The sequence below is a fragment of the Pseudomonas citronellolis genome, from assembly GCF_029335315.1.
GTDB classification, from domain to species: domain Bacteria; phylum Pseudomonadota; class Gammaproteobacteria; order Pseudomonadales; family Pseudomonadaceae; genus Pseudomonas; species Pseudomonas citronellolis_A.
The window spans coordinates 24653-39075 of sequence record NZ_JARJLT010000339.1 but is presented as its reverse complement, the minus strand read 5'-3'; the positions used below and the strand labels follow the sequence as shown (position 1 = coordinate 39075).

Genomic DNA, 14423 nt, shown 5'->3' with positions numbered 1-14423 from the left:
CGCCGGCGGAAACCGGGCGGCCCGGCGAAAAAGCGCGGGACGCAGCCTTGGAAGTGTAGAAAAGTGCCCGGAAAGGAATAATCAGGCAATAATAAAAATATTATTGCCATACAGGGACAATCCAGATGAATCGCTGGGAAGGCCTCGACGAATTCGTCGCGGTGGCGGAAACCGGGCAGTTCACCGCCGCCGCCGAGCGCCTGGGGGTGTCGTCCTCCCACGTCAGCCGGCAGATCGCCCGCCTGGAGGAACGCCTGCAGACCCGCCTGCTCTACCGCAGCACCCGACGCGTGTCGCTGAGCGAGGCCGGGCAGACTTTCCTGCAGCACTGCCAGCGCCTGCAGGACGCACGCGACGAAGCGCTGCGGGCGGTCAGCGACCTTTCCGCCGAGCCCAAGGGGCTGCTGCGCATGACCTGCGCGGTGGCCTATGGCGAGCGTTTCGTGGTGCCCCTGGTGAATGCCTTCATGGCCGACTACCCGCAACTGCGGGTGGAGATGGAGCTGTCCAACCGCCAGCTCGACCTGCTCCACGAGGGCTTCGACCTGGCCATCCGCCTCGGCCGCCTCAGCGACTCGCGCCTGGTGGCCACGCGCCTGGCGCCGCGGGTGATGTACCTGTGCGCCACGCCGGCCTACCTGGAGCGCCACGGCGCGCCACAGGCGCCGGCGGAGCTGGCGCTGCACAACTGCCTGGTAGGCAGCAGCGACATCTGGACCTTCCTCGAGAATGGCCGCGAGACCCAGCACCGGGTCCAGGGCAACTGGCGCTGCAACAGCGGCCAGGCGGTGCTCGACGCCGCCCTGCGCGGCTTCGGCCTGTGCCAGCTGCCGGACTACTACGTGCTGGAACACCTGCGCAGCGGGCGCCTGGTTTCGCTGCTGGCGGAACATCAGCCGCCCAATACCGCGGTCTGGGCGCTCTACCCGCAGCAGCGCCACCTGTCGCCGAAGGTGCGCCAGCTGGTGGACTTCCTCAAGGACGGCCTGCAGCGAATCCACCCCGGTTTGTCCTGACGCAGGGCCGTTTCCGACGATTCGGTTAGACTTGCCGTTTGTCCCGCTACCCTGCCAAGGATGCCGCCATGTCCGCCCTCTCCGCTTTCCGCGAGCGCTACCTGCTGCGTTTCTGGTCTCCCTTGCCGACCCTGGTCGCGCTCGGCGTCGCCTCCGCCTACTACTTCGCCCTGACCGGCACCTTCTGGGCGGTCACCGGCGAGTTCACCCGCTGGGGTGGCCACGTGCTGTCCTGGTTCGGCGTGCCGGTGCAGGACTGGAGCTACTTCAAGATCATCGGCCTGCAAGGCACCCCGCTGGATCGCATCGATGGCGTGATGATCATCGGCATGTTCCTCGGCGCCCTGTGCTGTGCGCTCTGGGCCGGCAATGTCAGCCTGCGCTGGCCGACCAGCCGCCGACGCCTGCTGCAGGGCCTGGTGGGCGGCATCATCGCCGGTTTCGGCGCACGCCTGGCCATGGGCTGCAACCTGGCGGCGTTCTTCACCGGCATCCCGATGTTCTCGGTGCATGCCTGGGCTTTCATGCTCTCCACTGTGATCGGCGCCTGGTTCGGCGTGAAGCTGAGCCTGCTGCCGTTCCTGCGCATTCCACTGAAGGTCACCGGCAAGGCCGCCAGCCTGCCCGACGCCGCCAGCCTCGCGCGCCGCGCGCAGCGCCAGTGGCGCCTGGGCCTGGCGGTGCTGGCCGTGGCCGCGCTGTTCGCCGCCTGGCGCTTCGAGGTGTCGCTGGTGCTGGGCCTGGCCGCGCTGTTCGGCCTGCTGTTCGGCGGCCTGATCGAACGCGCGCAGATCTGCTTCACCAGCGCCGCCCGCGACCTCTGGACCACCGGCCGGACCAAGGCCGCCTTCGGCATCCTGCTGGGCATGGCCGCGGCTTGCGTCGGCACCTTCGCCGCGATCCACCTTGGCGTGGCGCCGAAAACCTTCTGGATGGGCCCGAACGCGGTGATCGGCGGCGTGCTGTTCGGCGTCGGCATCGTCCTCGCCGGCGGCTGCGAGACCGGCTGGATGTACCGCGCGATGGAAGGCCAGGTGCATTTCTGGGTGGTCGGCGTCGGCAACGTCATCGGCGGCACCCTGGTGGCGGTGTACTGGGACGCACTGGGTAGCGCCCTGGCCCTGCCCTATCCCAAGCTCAACCTGCTGCAGATGTTCGGCCCCGGCGGCGGCCTGCTGCTGACCTTCGCCGGTCTGGCCCTGTGCATGCTGCTGGTGCAGTTGAACGCCAACCGATTCACCCGTTCGAGGAAAACCGCCAATGAGCGCGAACAAGACGCCGACGCTGTCGCTTGACCTGCGCGGCGAGCACTGCCCGTACAACGCCATCGCCACCCTGGAAACCCTGGAGACGCTGAAGCCGGGCGACCTGCTGGAAGTGGTCACCGACTGCTCGCAGTCGGTGCACGGCATCCCCGAGGACACTCAGCGCCACGGTTACAACTGCCTGGCGGTGGAGCAGCACGGCGCGCTGTTCCGCTTCCTGATCGAGGTGCCGCTGCTCGGCTAGTCAGGCGGACTCGCCATGGCCGGCATGACGGCCATGGCGATGCAGAAAATCGTGGATATGCCCGGGGAAGCGCGAAGCGACCCAGGCGAACAGGCCGTACTTGAGCAACTTGCCCGCGAATACCATGGCCAACGCAGCGGGGTAATCCAGCGGCGCGTTGGCCAGCGCCACCAGCATCGGCGTTTGCGGCAACGGCGAGAGCACCACCACGAAGAGCGCCAGCAAGTGATAGTCGCGGGTCCACGCCATGACCCGCAGCCAGGTCGGGTCCTGCAGCATCTGCGGAAAGTGTGCGTAGAGGCTCGCCCATCCCATGTGGTGCGCGGCGATCATCAGCAGCAGCGCGCCCAGGCCGCTGCCCAGCGCGCAAGACAGGGCTATGCCGAGCCAACGCCGTGGCACCAGCAGTACCGCCGGCACCACCACCGAGGTGATGGGATAGATGGCGAACAGCGTGCCCACCAGCGCCAGCCCCGTGCACAAGCAGGGCAATTGCCAGCCGTCGCCGGCCCGGCGCAACAGTCGATGCAGAACGCCTTCGAGCCTGGGGAGAAACATCGCAAGGCGTTTCATGCAAATACGCCTCAGCGCCTGCTGAAGGTTTGCTGCAAGCGCTGCAGGTCTTCCGGCGTGGTGACTTTGAGATTGTCGGCACGGCCTTCGACCATGCGCGGCGCATGACCCGCCCACTCCATCGCCGAGGCTTCGTCAGTGACGCCAGCGTCAGCCACCAGCGCATCGGCCAGGGCTCGGTGCAAGGCGCCAAGGTGGAACATCTGCGGCGTGTAGGCCTGCCAGATGACACTGCGATCCACGGTCTCGAGCACCCGGCCATCGGCGCCAACGCGCTTGAGGGTATCCCGCGCCGGGATGCCGAGCAGGCCACCGACCTCGTCGTTGCCCAACTCATCGAGTAATCGGTCGAGGTCACCACGGCTGAGGTTCGGACGTGCCGCATCGTGCACCAGCACCCAGTCGTCGCTACCGGCGCCCAGCTCGTTGAGCTTGAGCAGGCCGTTGAGCACCGAGTCGGCGCGTTCGCCACCGCCGTCGGCACGCAGGATGCGCGGGTCGGCGGCACAAGGCAGGTTCGGCCACCACGGGTCGTCAGCCGCCAGGCAGACCACCAGGCCCTTGAGCTGGGGGTGGCCAAGGAAGCAGTCGAGGGTGTGTTCGAGGATGCTGCGACCGGCGAGGTCGAGGTATTGCTTGGGGCGATCGGCGCGCATCCGCGAGCCGATGCCGGCGGCCGGGATCACGGCCCAGAAGGCGGGAAGGGAAAGGTCGCGGAATTTCATTGCGCCAGCTGGTAGAGGGTTTCCTTGTCCTTGATCATGCCGAGTTCGTGGCGGGCACGCTCCTCGACCGTCTCGGTACCTTTCTTCAGTTCCGCCACCTCGGCCTCGAGGATGCGGTTGCGCTCCAGCAGTCGCTGGTTCTCGCCCTGCTGGTCGGCGATCTGCTTCTGCAGGTCGGTCACCTGCGCCAGGCTGCCTTCACCCACCCATAGGCGATACTGCAGGCCAGCGAGGGCCAGTATCAGGATGAGGAACAGCCAGTAGGGGCTGCGCAGTTTACTGAGACGCAATTGACGACTCCATAAGAGAAGGGGTGGCTTCTGCCACCCCTTTCACCGTATCAGACTAGCGTCAGCCGCGGAATTCCGCGCGGCCACGGTACGGCGCCTTGGCGCCCAGCTGCTCTTCGATGCGCAGCAGCTGGTTGTACTTGGAGACGCGGTCGGAACGGCACAGCGAGCCGGTCTTGATCTGACCGGCGGCAGTGCCTACGGCCAGGTCGGCGATGGTGCTGTCTTCGGTTTCGCCGGAACGGTGCGAGATCACCGCGGTGAAGCCGGCGGCCTTGGCCATCTGGATGGCTTCCAGGGTCTCGGTCAGCGAACCGATCTGGTTGAACTTGATCAGGATCGAGTTGCCGATCTTCTCGTCGATGCCACGCTTGAGGATCTTGGTGTTGGTGACGAACAGGTCGTCGCCGACCAGTTGCACCTTGGCGCCGATCTTGTCGGTCAGGACTTTCCAGCCAGCCCAGTCGGACTCGTCCATGCCGTCCTCGATGGAGATGATCGGGTAGCGCTGGGTCAGGCCGGCCAGGTAGTCGGCGAAACCTTCGGCGCTGAACACCTTGCCTTCGCCTTCTAGGTCGTACTGGCCGTCCTTGAAGAACTCGGAAGAGGCGCAGTCCAGGGCCAGGGTCACGTCGTCGCCCAGCTTGTAGCCGGCGTTGGCGACGGCTTCGGCGATGGCGGCCAGGGCGTCTTCGTTGGAGGCCAGGTTCGGCGCGAAGCCACCTTCGTCACCGACGGCGGTGTTCAGGCCACGGGCCTTCAGCACGGCTTTCAGGTGGTGGAAGATCTCGGCGCCCATGCGCAGGGCGTCGGCGAAGTTCTTGGCGCCGACCGGCTGAACCATGAACTCCTGGATGTCGACGTTGTTGTCGGCATGTTCGCCGCCGTTGATGATGTTCATCATCGGCACCGGCATGGAGTACTGGCCGGGGGTGCCGTTGAGGTCGGCGATGTGCGCGTACAGCGGCACGCCCTTGGCCTGCGCGGCGGCCTTGGCGGCGGCCAGGGAGACGGCGAGGATGGCGTTGGCGCCCAGCTTGCCTTTGTTCTCGGTGCCGTCGAGGTCGATCATCGCGTGATCCAGACCTTTCTGGTCAGCCGCGTCCTTGCCCAGCAGCAGGTCGCGGATCGGGCCGTTGATGTTGGCCACGGCTTTCAGCACGCCCTTACCCAGGTAACGGCTCTTGTCGCCATCGCGCAGTTCGAGAGCCTCGCGGGAACCGGTGGATGCACCGGACGGGGCGCAAGCGCTGCCGACGATGCCGTTGTCCAGGATCACGTCCGCTTCAACAGTCGGGTTGCCGCGGGAGTCCAGGACCTCACGGCCCTTGATGTCGACGATCTTTGCCATTCTTGATAACACTCCGAAGATAGAAAAACGGGGCGGCTGGTGAGACGTTAGAACCTGTTCAAAGTTTCGCCGAGCGCAGCTCAGGCAAGGCGGAAGCAAGCGAAAAAGCGCAGTTTACACAGAGTAAATGAGCATTTTTCGATTGTTTCCAACGCAGCATGGGCAAGCGCGGGCAGACATTGTCAGGTTCTCAGGCAGTCTCGATGGTGGGGAAGTTCTTCACCAGGTCGTCCAACTGCTTGAGCTGGGACAGGAAAGGCTCGAGCTTGTTCAAACGCAGGGCGCAGGGACCATCGCATTTGGCGTTCTCGGGGTCCGGATGAGCCTCGAGGAACAGACCGGCCAGGCCCTGGCTCATGCCGGCCTTGGCCAGGTCGGTGACCTGGGCGCGGCGGCCGCCGGCGGAATCGGCGCGCCCGCCCGGCATCTGCAGGGCGTGGGTGACGTCGAAGAACACCGGGTACTGGAACTGCTTCATGATGCCGAAGCCGAGCATGTCCACCACCAGGTTGTTGTAACCGAAGGAGGAGCCACGCTCGCAGAGGATCAGCTGGTCGTTGCCGGCTTCCTCGCACTTGGTCAGGATGTGTTTCATCTCCTGGGGCGCAAGGAACTGGGCCTTCTTGATGTTGATCACCGCGCCGGTCCTGGCCATGGCCACCACCAGGTCGGTCTGCCGCGAGAGGAAGGCCGGCAGCTGGATGATGTCGCACACCTCGGCCACCGGGGCGGCCTGGTAGGGCTCGTGGACGTCGGTGATGACCGGCACCTTGAAGGTCTTCTTGATCTCCTCGAAGATCTTCAGGCCCTCTTCCATCCCCGGACCGCGGTACGAGTTGATCGACGAGCGGTTGGCCTTGTCGAAGCTGGCCTTGAACACGTACGGGATGCCGAGCTTCTCGGTGACCCGCACGTACTCTTCACAGACCTGCATGGCCAGGTCGCGCGACTCCAGCACGTTCATGCCGCCGAACAGCACGAACGGCAGGTCGTTGCCGATCTGGATGTCGCCGACGCGGATGATCTTCTGGGTCATGTTCAGGCCTTCCCGGCTTGCTTCAGGGCGGCGTTGACGAAGCCGCTGAACAGCGGGTGGCCATCACGCGGGGTGGAAGTGAATTCCGGGTGGAACTGGCAGGCGACGAACCACGGGTGATCCGGGGCCTCGACCACTTCGACCAGCGCGCCGTCGCCGGAGCGGCCGGAAATCTTCAGGCCGGCGGCTTCCAGTTGCGGACGCAGGTTGTTGTTCACTTCGTAGCGGTGGCGGTGACGCTCGATGATCACGTCCTTGCCGTAGCAGTCGTGCACCAGGGTGCCGGCCTGCAGCAGGCATTCCTGGGCGCCCAGGCGCATGGTGCCGCCCAGGTCGGAAGCCTCGGTGCGCACTTCGGTGGCGCCGGTGGCGTCCTGCCATTCGGTGATCAGGCCGACGACCGGGTGGCCGCTGGACTTGTCGAATTCGGTGGAGTTGGCATCGGTCCAGCCCAGCACGTTGCGGGCGTATTCGATGACGGCCACCTGCATGCCCAGGCAGATGCCCAGGTACGGAACCTTGTTCTCGCGGGCGTACTGCACGGCGGTGATCTTGCCTTCCACGCCGCGCAGGCCGAAGCCGCCCGGTACCAGGATGGCGTCTGCGCCTTCGAGCAGGCTGGTGCCCTGTTGCTCGATGTCCTCGGAGTCGATGTAGCGCAGGTTGACCTTGGTGCGACTCTGGATGCCGGCGTGGGTCATGGCCTCGATCAGCGACTTGTAGGCGTCGAGCAGCTCCATGTACTTGCCGACCATGGCGATGGTGACTTCACGCTCGGGGTTGAGCTTGGCGTCGACCACGCGGTCCCACTCGGACAGGTCGGCCGGGCCGCACTCCAGGCCGAAGCGCTCGACGACGAAGTCATCGACGCCCTGGGCGTGCAGCACGGACGGGATGCGGTAGATGGTATCGACGTCTTCCAGCGAGATGACCGCGCGCTCTTCCACGTTGGTGAACAGGGCGATCTTGCGGCGCGAGGACACGTCCACCGGGTGGTCGGAACGGCACACCAGGATGTCCGGCTGCAGGCCGATGGAGCGCAGTTCCTTGACCGAGTGCTGGGTCGGCTTGGTCTTGGTCTCGCCGGCGGTGGCGATGTACGGGACCAGGGTCAGGTGCATCAGCATGGCGCGGCGCGAACCGATTTCCACGCGCAGCTGGCGGATCGCCTCGAGGAACGGCTGCGACTCGATGTCGCCGACGGTGCCGCCGACTTCCACCAGGGCCACGTCGGCATCGCCGGCGCCCTTGATGATGCGACGCTTGATCTCGTCGGTGATGTGCGGGATCACCTGCACGGTGGCGCCCAGGTAGTCGCCGCGGCGCTCCTTGCGCAGCACGTCCATGTAGACGCGGCCGGTGGTGAAGTTGTTGTTCTGGGTCATGGTGGTGCGCACGAAGCGCTCGTAATGGCCCAGGTCGAGGTCGGTTTCCGCGCCATCGTGGGTGACGAACACCTCACCGTGCTGGAACGGGCTCATGGTGCCCGGATCGACGTTGATGTAGGGGTCCAGCTTGAGCATCGTGATCTTCAAGCCACGCGCTTCCAGAATGGCAGCCAAGGAAGCCGAGGCGATGCCTTTCCCCAATGAAGAAACAACACCACCCGTGACGAAGATGTAGCGCGTCATGAAAAGCCCTGAATGTCAGCGTTTAGGCGGCTGGGCCGCCGGGGAAGCGATGAATGGGCCGCGGCCCAAACCGCGGCGCATGCCGCTTAAAATAGCGAACTCCCGCTGATTCCGTGGGAATCGGCAGGAGCGGTACAAGACGGGAGCGTAGTCTACCGGAAAGGGCCTTTCAGCTCAAACCCGAGTCATTCGTCGGCGGCGTCCAGTGCAAGGTCCACCCCTGCTCGCCGGTGCGACGCAGTGCTGGCAGATTGGCCACCCCGAGCAGCTCGGGGCCGCGCCAGAGCAGCGGCAGGCGCATCCGCGCGAAGGCCGGCACGGCGTTTTCGTTGAGCAGGCGCTTGAGGTCGCGCTGGCCGCGACGGTCCAGTTGCAGGCGTTCGCCGCCGCGACGAAGGGTCACCCGCAGCGGCCCGACGGGCGGCGTTCCGTCGAGGCGCAGCGCGCCGTTATCCGGCAACGCCAGCGCGCGCAGCGGGTCCGGCCAGCCCAGTTCGAAATCCACGGCGCGCAGCCAGGCGCCGGCGAGCCACCAGACGCGCCCGCCACTGCGCCGCAGCTCTCCGCCGCCGAGACGCCAGATCGGCTCGGCGTCGCCGGCGGCGTCGCGCAGGGCCTGCCAGCCGGCCCAGTGGGCGCTGTCAGGCATGTCCGTGAAGGGCTCCAGCCAATGCCGCAGCGCATTGCGCTGGCGACTATCGCTCAGGCGCAGCAACGGCTCCAGGGCCAGCGACGGCACCCCCAGCCAGTCGAACGCGTGCGCCGCCTGGGCGGCGGCGATGTCCTGCCGCGCCAGCTCGCCCAGCAGGCCTTCCGCCTCGGCCAGGTGCGCCGCGCTGCGCGCGATGTTCGACGCAGCGTGCGGCCAGCGCTCGGCCAGTTGCGGCAGAACGCGCTGGCGCAGGTAGTTGCGGGCGAAATCGGTGTCGGCGTTGGACGGGTCCTCGACCCAGCGCAGGCCCTGCTCGCGGGCATAGGCTTCGAGTTCGCCACGGGAAACCTCCAGCAGCGGCCGCACCAGGGTGCCGCGTCCCAGCGCGCGAGCCGCCGGGATGCCCGCCAGGCCGCGCACGCCGGCGCCACGCAGCAGGCGGAAGAGCAAGGTCTCGGCCTGGTCGTCGCGGTGCTGGGCGGCCAGCAGGCAGTCGGTCGTTTTCAGATGTTTCGCAAAGGCGTCATAGCGGGCTCGGCGCGCGGCCCGCTCAAGGCTGGCGCCAGCGGCCACCTGCACGTACTCGACCCGCAAGGGCACGCCCAGCCCACGGCAGAAGGCCTCGCAGTGCGCCGGCCAGGCATCGCCGGCGGCTTGCAGGCCGTGATGGACATGGATGGCGCTCAGCGGCGGTAGCGCTTCGCGCTCGTCCAGCGTCGCCAGCAGGTGCAACAACACCGTGGAATCCAGCCCGCCGGAGAAACCGACCCGCCAGGCCGCGGCCCGGCGCCAGGGAGCCAGGGCGGAGAGCAGGCGTGCGTGCAGGGACATGGCGGTATTCGCTGGAGGCAGGTGCAGGCAAGGATAAGGCAGCGACGCGGGGCGCGGAAACGACGAGGGCGGAACCGTCGCCGGCTCCGCCCCCCCGCTGTGCCACCCGGCTGCCCGGGATCAGGCCACGCCGTAGCTCATCAGGCGCTCGTAGCGACGCTTGAGCAGCTCTTCGTTGCTCAGGCCCTTGAGCATGGCCAGTTGCGACTTCAGCGCGCCACGGATGCTTTGCGCGGCGGCGGCCGGGTCACGGTGGGCGCTGCCCAGCGGCTCGGGGATCACGGTATCGACGATGCCCAGGTCCTTCAGGCGCGCCGCGGTGATGCCCATGGCCTCGGCGGCTTCCGGGGCCTTCTCGGCGGTACGCCAGAGGATCGAGGCGCAGCCTTCCGGGGAGATCACCGCGTAGGTGGAGTACTGCAGCATGTTCAGGTTGTCGCAGACGCCGATGGCCAGCGCGCCACCGGAACCGCCTTCGCCGATGACAGTGGCGATGATCGGGGTCTTCAGGCGCGCCATGACGCGCAGGTTCCAGGCGATGGCCTCGCTCTGGCCGCGCTCTTCGGCGTCGATGCCCGGGTAGGCGCCCGGGGTGTCGATGAAGGTCAGGATCGGCATCTTGAAGCGTTCGGCCATTTCCATCAGGCGGCAGGCCTTGCGGTAGCCTTCGGGGCGCGGCATGCCGAAGTTGCGGCGGACCTTCTCGCGCACTTCGCGGCCTTTCTGGTGGCCGATGACCATCACCGGCTGGTCGTCCAGGCGGGCGACGCCACCGACGATGGCGGCGTCGTCGGCGAAGTGACGGTCGCCGTGCAGCTCTTCGAATTCGCTGAAGATGTGCTCGATGTAGTCCAGGGTGTAGGGCCGGCGCGGGTGGCGGGCGAGCTGGGCGATCTGCCAGCTGCTCAGGTTGCCGAAGATGTTCTCGGTCAGGGCGCGGCTCTTGTCTTCCAGACGGGAGATTTCGTCGCTGATATTGATGGAGTTGTCGTTGCCGACCAGACGCAGCTCTTCGATCTTGGCTTGCATGTCGGCGATCGGCTGTTCGAAATCGAGGAAGTTCGGGTTCATGGGCTTTCCGTCGGGCTGAAGGCGGCTGGGCCTGTTCCTGATGGCGCCCTACCTTACGGTATCGGGCGCCCAGGGTCGAGACTGGCGGGCGGGCGGCCTTTGGCCACCGGCCGCGCTAGCGGTAGTTGAGGAAGACGTTGTCGCGCCCGAACTGGTCACGCAGGGCTTGAATCAAGGAGTCGGCCGGGTCGATTCGCCAGTCCTCGCCGAACTGCAGGAGGGCGCGGGCGTCACTGGAACTGTAGTCGACGGTGACCGGGCAGTTGCCACGATGGCGCGTGCACAGGTCGGCCAGCCAGCGCAGGCGGTCGCCCTTCAGACCGTCGGCCGCGACCTTCAGGCGCAGGCTCTCGGCCAGCGCCGTGCGCGCCTCTTCCAGCCCCATGACGCGCTTGGCGCGCAGGCGCAGGCCGCCGGAGAAGTCGTCCTGGCTGACCTCGCCCTCGATCACCACCATGGCGTCGGTCTGCAGCAGGCCCTGGTTGGCGGCGAAGGCTTCGGCGAACAGCGAGGCCTCGATGCGCCCGGAACGGTCGTCGAGGGTGACGAAGCCCATCTTGTCGCCGCGCTTGTTCTTCATCACCCGCAGATTGACGATCAGCCCGGCCACGGTCTGGGTGTCACGCGCCGGCTTCAGTTCGACGATGCGCTGGCGGGCGAAACGCCGCACTTCGCCTTCGTACTCGTCGATCGGGTGGCCGGTGAGGTACAGGCCGAGGGTGTCCTTCTCGCCTTTCAGGCGCTCCTTGAGGGTCAGTTCCTTGGCCTTGCGGTGGTTGGCGTAAACGTCGGCCTCGGGCTCGGCGAACAGGCCGCCGAACAGGTCCATGTGGCCGCTGTCGTGGCTGCGCGAGGTCTGCTCGGCAGCCTTGATGGCTTCCTCCATGGACGCCAGCAGTACCGCGCGGTTGCGGTCGACATCGGCCAGGTAGGCCTTGGACTCTTCGTGGAAATACGGGCCCAGGCGGTCCAGCGCGCCGGCGCGGATCAGCGCGTCGAGGGTGCGCTTGTTGATGCGCTTGAGGTCGATGCGGTCGCAGAAATCGAACAGGTCCTTGAACGGCCCGCCCTCGGCGCGGCATTCGGTGATGGCCTCCACCGGGCCTTCGCCGACGCCCTTGATCGCGCCCAGGCCGTAGACGATCTGGTCGTCGTCGTCGACGGTGAAGCGGAATTCGGAGTTGTTCACGTCCGGCGCGAGGATACGCAGCTTCATGTGGCGGCACTCTTCGATGAGCGTCACCACCTTGTCGGTGTTCTGCATATCCGCGGTGAGTACCGCGGCCATGAACGGGGCTTTCCAGTGGGTCTTCAGCCAGGCGGTCTGGTAGGACACCAGGCCGTAGGCGGCCGAGTGCGACTTGTTGAAGCCGTAGCCGGCGAACTTTTCCACCAGGTCGAAGATGTTCCCCGCCAGGTTCCCATCGATGCCGTTGCTGGCGCAGCCTTCGATGAAACCGCCACGCTGCTTGGCCATTTCCTCGGGCTTCTTCTTGCCCATCGCACGGCGCAGCATGTCCGCGCCACCGAGGCTGTAGCCCGCCATCACCTGGGCGATCTGCATCACCTGTTCCTGGTACAGGATGATGCCGTAGGTGGGCTTGAGCACCGGTTCGAGGCCCGCATACTGGTAGTCCGGGTGCGGGTAGGAGATTTCTTCGCGGCCGTGTTTGCGGTTGATGAAGTCGTCCACCATGCCCGACTGCAGCGGGCCGGGGCGGAACAGCGCCACCAGTGCGATCAGGTCTTCCAGGCAGTCCGGCTTGAGCTTCTTGATCAGCTCCTTCATACCGCGCGATTCGAGCTGGAATACCGCCGTGGTCTCGGCCTTCTGCAGCAGGTCGTAGGTTTTCTTGTCGTCCAGCGGAATGCGGTCGATGTCGACCAGGTTATCGTCGCCGTTCTTGCGCTGGATGCGATGGATGATCTCCATCGCCCATTTGATGATGGTCAGGGTGCGCAGGCCGAGGAAGTCGAACTTCACCAGGCCCGCGGCTTCCACGTCGTCCTTGTCGTACTGGGTCACCAGGCCGGCGCCGTCCTCGTCGCAGGCCACCGGGGCGAAGTCGGTGAGCTTGGTCGGCGCGATCACCACGCCGCCGGCGTGCTTGCCGGTGCCACGGGTGACGCCTTCCAGCTTCAGGGCCATGTCCCAGATTTCCTGGGCTTCCTCGTCGGACTTGAGGAAGTCGCGAAGCATCTCTTCCTGCTCGAAGGCCTTCTCCAGGGTCATGCCCACTTCGAAGGGGATCATCTTCGACAGCTTGTCGGCCAGACCGTAGGACTTGCCCTGCACCCGCGCCACGTCACGCACCACCGCCTTCGCGGCCATGGAGCCGAAGGTGATGATCTGGCTCACCGCGTTGCGCCCGTAGGCGCCGGCCACGTAGTCGATCACCCGGTCGCGACCTTCCATGCAGAAGTCCACGTCGAAGTCGGGCATGGAGATACGTTCGGGGTTGAGGAAGCGTTCGAACAGCAGGTCGTAGGCCAGCGGGTCGAGGTCGGTGATCTTCAGCACGTAGGCCACCAGCGAGCCGGCGCCCGAGCCCCGGCCCGGGCCCACCGGCACGCCGTTGTTCTTGGCCCACTTGATGAAGTCCATCACGATCAGGAAGTAACCGGGGAAGCCCATCTGGATGATGGTGCCCAGCTCGAACTCCAGGCGGTCGACGTAGATCTGCCGCTTCTCTTCGTAATCCGGCGTGGTCTCCTTCGGCCAGAGCACCGCCAGGCGCTCCTCCAGGCCCTCGTAGGAGACGTGGCGCAGGTAGTCGTTGATGTCCATCCCTTCGAAGGGAATCGGGAAGTTGGGCAGGAAGTACTTGCCCAGCTGCACGTCGATGTTGCAGCGCTTGGCGATCTCGACGGTGTTCTCCAGCGCCTCGGGCAGGTCGCTGAACAGCTCGGCCATTTCCGCCGGGGTCTTCAGGTACTGCTCCTCGGAGAAGTTGCGCGAGCGGCGCGGGTCGTCCAGCGCGCGGCCCTCGCCGATGCACACGCGAGTCTCGTGGGCCTCGAAGTCCCCGGGCTTGATGAAGCGCACGTCGTTGGTGGCGACCAGCGGCGCGCCGCTGCGCTCGGCGAGGGCCACGGCGGCGTGCAGGTGTTCCTCGTCGTTGACCCGCGAGGTGCGCTGCACTTCGAGGTAGAAGCGATCCGGGAAGACGTCCATCCACTCGGCCAGCAGCGAGTCGGCGAGGACGTCGTTGCCCTCCAGCAGGGCGTGGCCAATCTCCCCTTCCTTGGCCGCCGACAGGGCGATCAGGCCTTCAGCCGCCTGTTTCAGCCATTCGCGCTCGATGATGATCTCGCCGTTGCGCTGGCCTTCCTGCCAGCCACGGGAGATCAGCTCGGTGAGGTTGCGGTAGCCCTTGGCGTTCATCGCCAGCAGGCACAGGCGGCTGAGCGGGCCGTCCTCGTCGCGGTTGGCCAGCCAGATGTCGGCGCCGCAGATCGGCTTGATGCCGGCGCCCATGGCGGTCTTGTAGAACTTCACCAGCGAGCACATGTTGCTCTGGTCGGTGATCGCCACCGCCGGCATTCCGGCCCCGGCCACCGCCTTGCACAACGGCTTGACCCGGACCAGGCCGTCTACCAGGGAGTACTCGGAGTGCAGACGCAGGTGGACGAACGAGGCGGTCATGGCGGTCCTATGCAACGCGGAAACGATAAGCGGCCGATTGTACCGGCCCGCTCCGCAAAGCTACAGGCTTCAGATCGCCACTGCCGCCCTGC

Annotated in this window: 12 protein-coding genes; 3 read left to right on the top strand and 9 right to left on the bottom strand. The window is 66.3% G+C overall.

Annotated elements, in window-relative coordinates; genetic code table 11:
- Positions 1 to 125: 125 nt before the first annotated feature.
- The 3 genes from P3W75_RS25585 (at position 126) to yedF (ending at position 2525) form a co-directional block, all read left to right on the top strand.
- Positions 126 to 1016 (top strand): LysR substrate-binding domain-containing protein, encoded by an 891-nt coding sequence (locus P3W75_RS25585; RefSeq protein WP_276230119.1) that lies wholly within the window; start codon positions 126 to 128, stop codon positions 1014 to 1016.
- Between the two features lie 68 nt (positions 1017 to 1084).
- Positions 1085 to 2311 carry a selenium metabolism membrane protein YedE/FdhT gene (gene yedE, locus P3W75_RS25580; protein ID WP_276230118.1) on the top strand — a complete coding sequence of 409 codons (1227 nt, stop codon included), beginning with the start codon at positions 1085 to 1087 and terminating at the stop codon, positions 2309 to 2311.
- Positions 2277 to 2525, top strand: coding sequence for a sulfurtransferase-like selenium metabolism protein YedF (yedF, locus tag P3W75_RS25575; protein WP_276230117.1), 249 nt, complete (start codon positions 2277 to 2279; stop codon positions 2523 to 2525). The genes yedE and yedF overlap by 35 nt, the downstream gene beginning before the upstream one ends.
- Here the strand turns inward: yedF and P3W75_RS25570 are convergent, their stop codons facing one another.
- From P3W75_RS25570 to dnaE, 9 genes are all read right to left on the bottom strand, one after another.
- Positions 2526 to 3098: a hypothetical protein gene (locus P3W75_RS25570; protein ID WP_276230116.1), complete on the bottom strand. Its 573-nt coding sequence runs from the start codon at positions 3096 to 3098 to the stop codon at positions 2526 to 2528.
- 11 nt (positions 3099 to 3109) lie between these two features.
- Complete coding sequence (ispD, locus tag P3W75_RS25565) at positions 3110 to 3823, bottom strand: 2-C-methyl-D-erythritol 4-phosphate cytidylyltransferase (protein WP_276230115.1); 714 nt, start codon at positions 3821 to 3823, stop codon at positions 3110 to 3112.
- Positions 3820 to 4098 carry a cell division protein FtsB gene (gene ftsB / locus P3W75_RS25560; RefSeq protein WP_276230120.1) on the bottom strand — a complete coding sequence of 93 codons (279 nt, stop codon included), beginning with the start codon at positions 4096 to 4098 and terminating at the stop codon, positions 3820 to 3822. The genes ispD and ftsB overlap by 4 nt, the downstream gene beginning before the upstream one ends.
- A 76-nt stretch (positions 4099 to 4174) precedes the next feature.
- Positions 4175 to 5464 (bottom strand): phosphopyruvate hydratase, encoded by a 1290-nt coding sequence (eno, locus tag P3W75_RS25555; protein WP_276230114.1) that lies wholly within the window; start codon positions 5462 to 5464, stop codon positions 4175 to 4177.
- Between the two features lie 190 nt (positions 5465 to 5654).
- Positions 5655 to 6500 carry a 3-deoxy-8-phosphooctulonate synthase gene (kdsA, locus tag P3W75_RS25550; protein WP_276230113.1) on the bottom strand — a complete coding sequence of 282 codons (846 nt, stop codon included), beginning with the start codon at positions 6498 to 6500 and terminating at the stop codon, positions 5655 to 5657.
- Between the two features lie 2 nt (positions 6501 to 6502).
- Positions 6503 to 8131 carry a CTP synthase gene (locus tag P3W75_RS25545; protein ID WP_276230112.1) on the bottom strand — a complete coding sequence of 543 codons (1629 nt, stop codon included), beginning with the start codon at positions 8129 to 8131 and terminating at the stop codon, positions 6503 to 6505.
- Between the two features lie 169 nt (positions 8132 to 8300).
- Positions 8301 to 9614, bottom strand: coding sequence for a tRNA lysidine(34) synthetase TilS (gene tilS, locus P3W75_RS25540; protein WP_276230111.1), 1314 nt, complete (start codon positions 9612 to 9614; stop codon positions 8301 to 8303).
- Positions 9615 to 9734: 120 nt separating this feature from the next.
- Positions 9735 to 10685 carry an acetyl-CoA carboxylase carboxyl transferase subunit alpha gene (gene accA / locus P3W75_RS25535; protein ID WP_276230110.1) on the bottom strand — a complete coding sequence of 317 codons (951 nt, stop codon included), beginning with the start codon at positions 10683 to 10685 and terminating at the stop codon, positions 9735 to 9737.
- A gap of 115 nt (positions 10686 to 10800) precedes the next feature.
- Positions 10801 to 14331, bottom strand: coding sequence for a DNA polymerase III subunit alpha (gene dnaE / locus P3W75_RS25530; RefSeq protein WP_276230109.1), 3531 nt, complete (start codon positions 14329 to 14331; stop codon positions 10801 to 10803).
- Positions 14332 to 14423: the final 92 nt, after the last annotated feature.

What these genes read in the sequence shown, in the direction of transcription:
- P3W75_RS25585 (WP_276230119.1), top strand. Translation starts at nt 126, where the DNA reads ATGAATCGCTGGGAAGGCCTCGACGAATTCGTCGCGGTGGCGGAAACC.
- yedE (WP_276230118.1), top strand. Translation starts at nt 1,085, where the DNA reads ATGTCCGCCCTCTCCGCTTTCCGCGAGCGCTACCTGCTGCGTTTCTGG.
- yedF (WP_276230117.1), top strand. Translation starts at nt 2,277, where the DNA reads ATGAGCGCGAACAAGACGCCGACGCTGTCGCTTGACCTGCGCGGCGAG.
- P3W75_RS25570 (WP_276230116.1), bottom strand. Translation starts at nt 3,098, where the DNA reads ATGAAACGCCTTGCGATGTTTCTCCCCAGGCTCGAAGGCGTTCTGCAT.
- ispD (WP_276230115.1), bottom strand. Translation starts at nt 3,823, where the DNA reads ATGAAATTCCGCGACCTTTCCCTTCCCGCCTTCTGGGCCGTGATCCCG.
- eno (WP_276230114.1), bottom strand. Translation starts at nt 5,464, where the DNA reads ATGGCAAAGATCGTCGACATCAAGGGCCGTGAGGTCCTGGACTCCCGC.
- kdsA (WP_276230113.1), bottom strand. Translation starts at nt 6,500, where the DNA reads ATGACCCAGAAGATCATCCGCGTCGGCGACATCCAGATCGGCAACGAC.
- P3W75_RS25545 (WP_276230112.1), bottom strand. Translation starts at nt 8,131, where the DNA reads ATGACGCGCTACATCTTCGTCACGGGTGGTGTTGTTTCTTCATTGGGG.
- tilS (WP_276230111.1), bottom strand. Translation starts at nt 9,614, where the DNA reads ATGTCCCTGCACGCACGCCTGCTCTCCGCCCTGGCTCCCTGGCGCCGG.
- accA (WP_276230110.1), bottom strand. Translation starts at nt 10,685, where the DNA reads ATGAACCCGAACTTCCTCGATTTCGAACAGCCGATCGCCGACATGCAA.
- dnaE (WP_276230109.1), bottom strand. Translation starts at nt 14,331, where the DNA reads ATGACCGCCTCGTTCGTCCACCTGCGTCTGCACTCCGAGTACTCCCTG.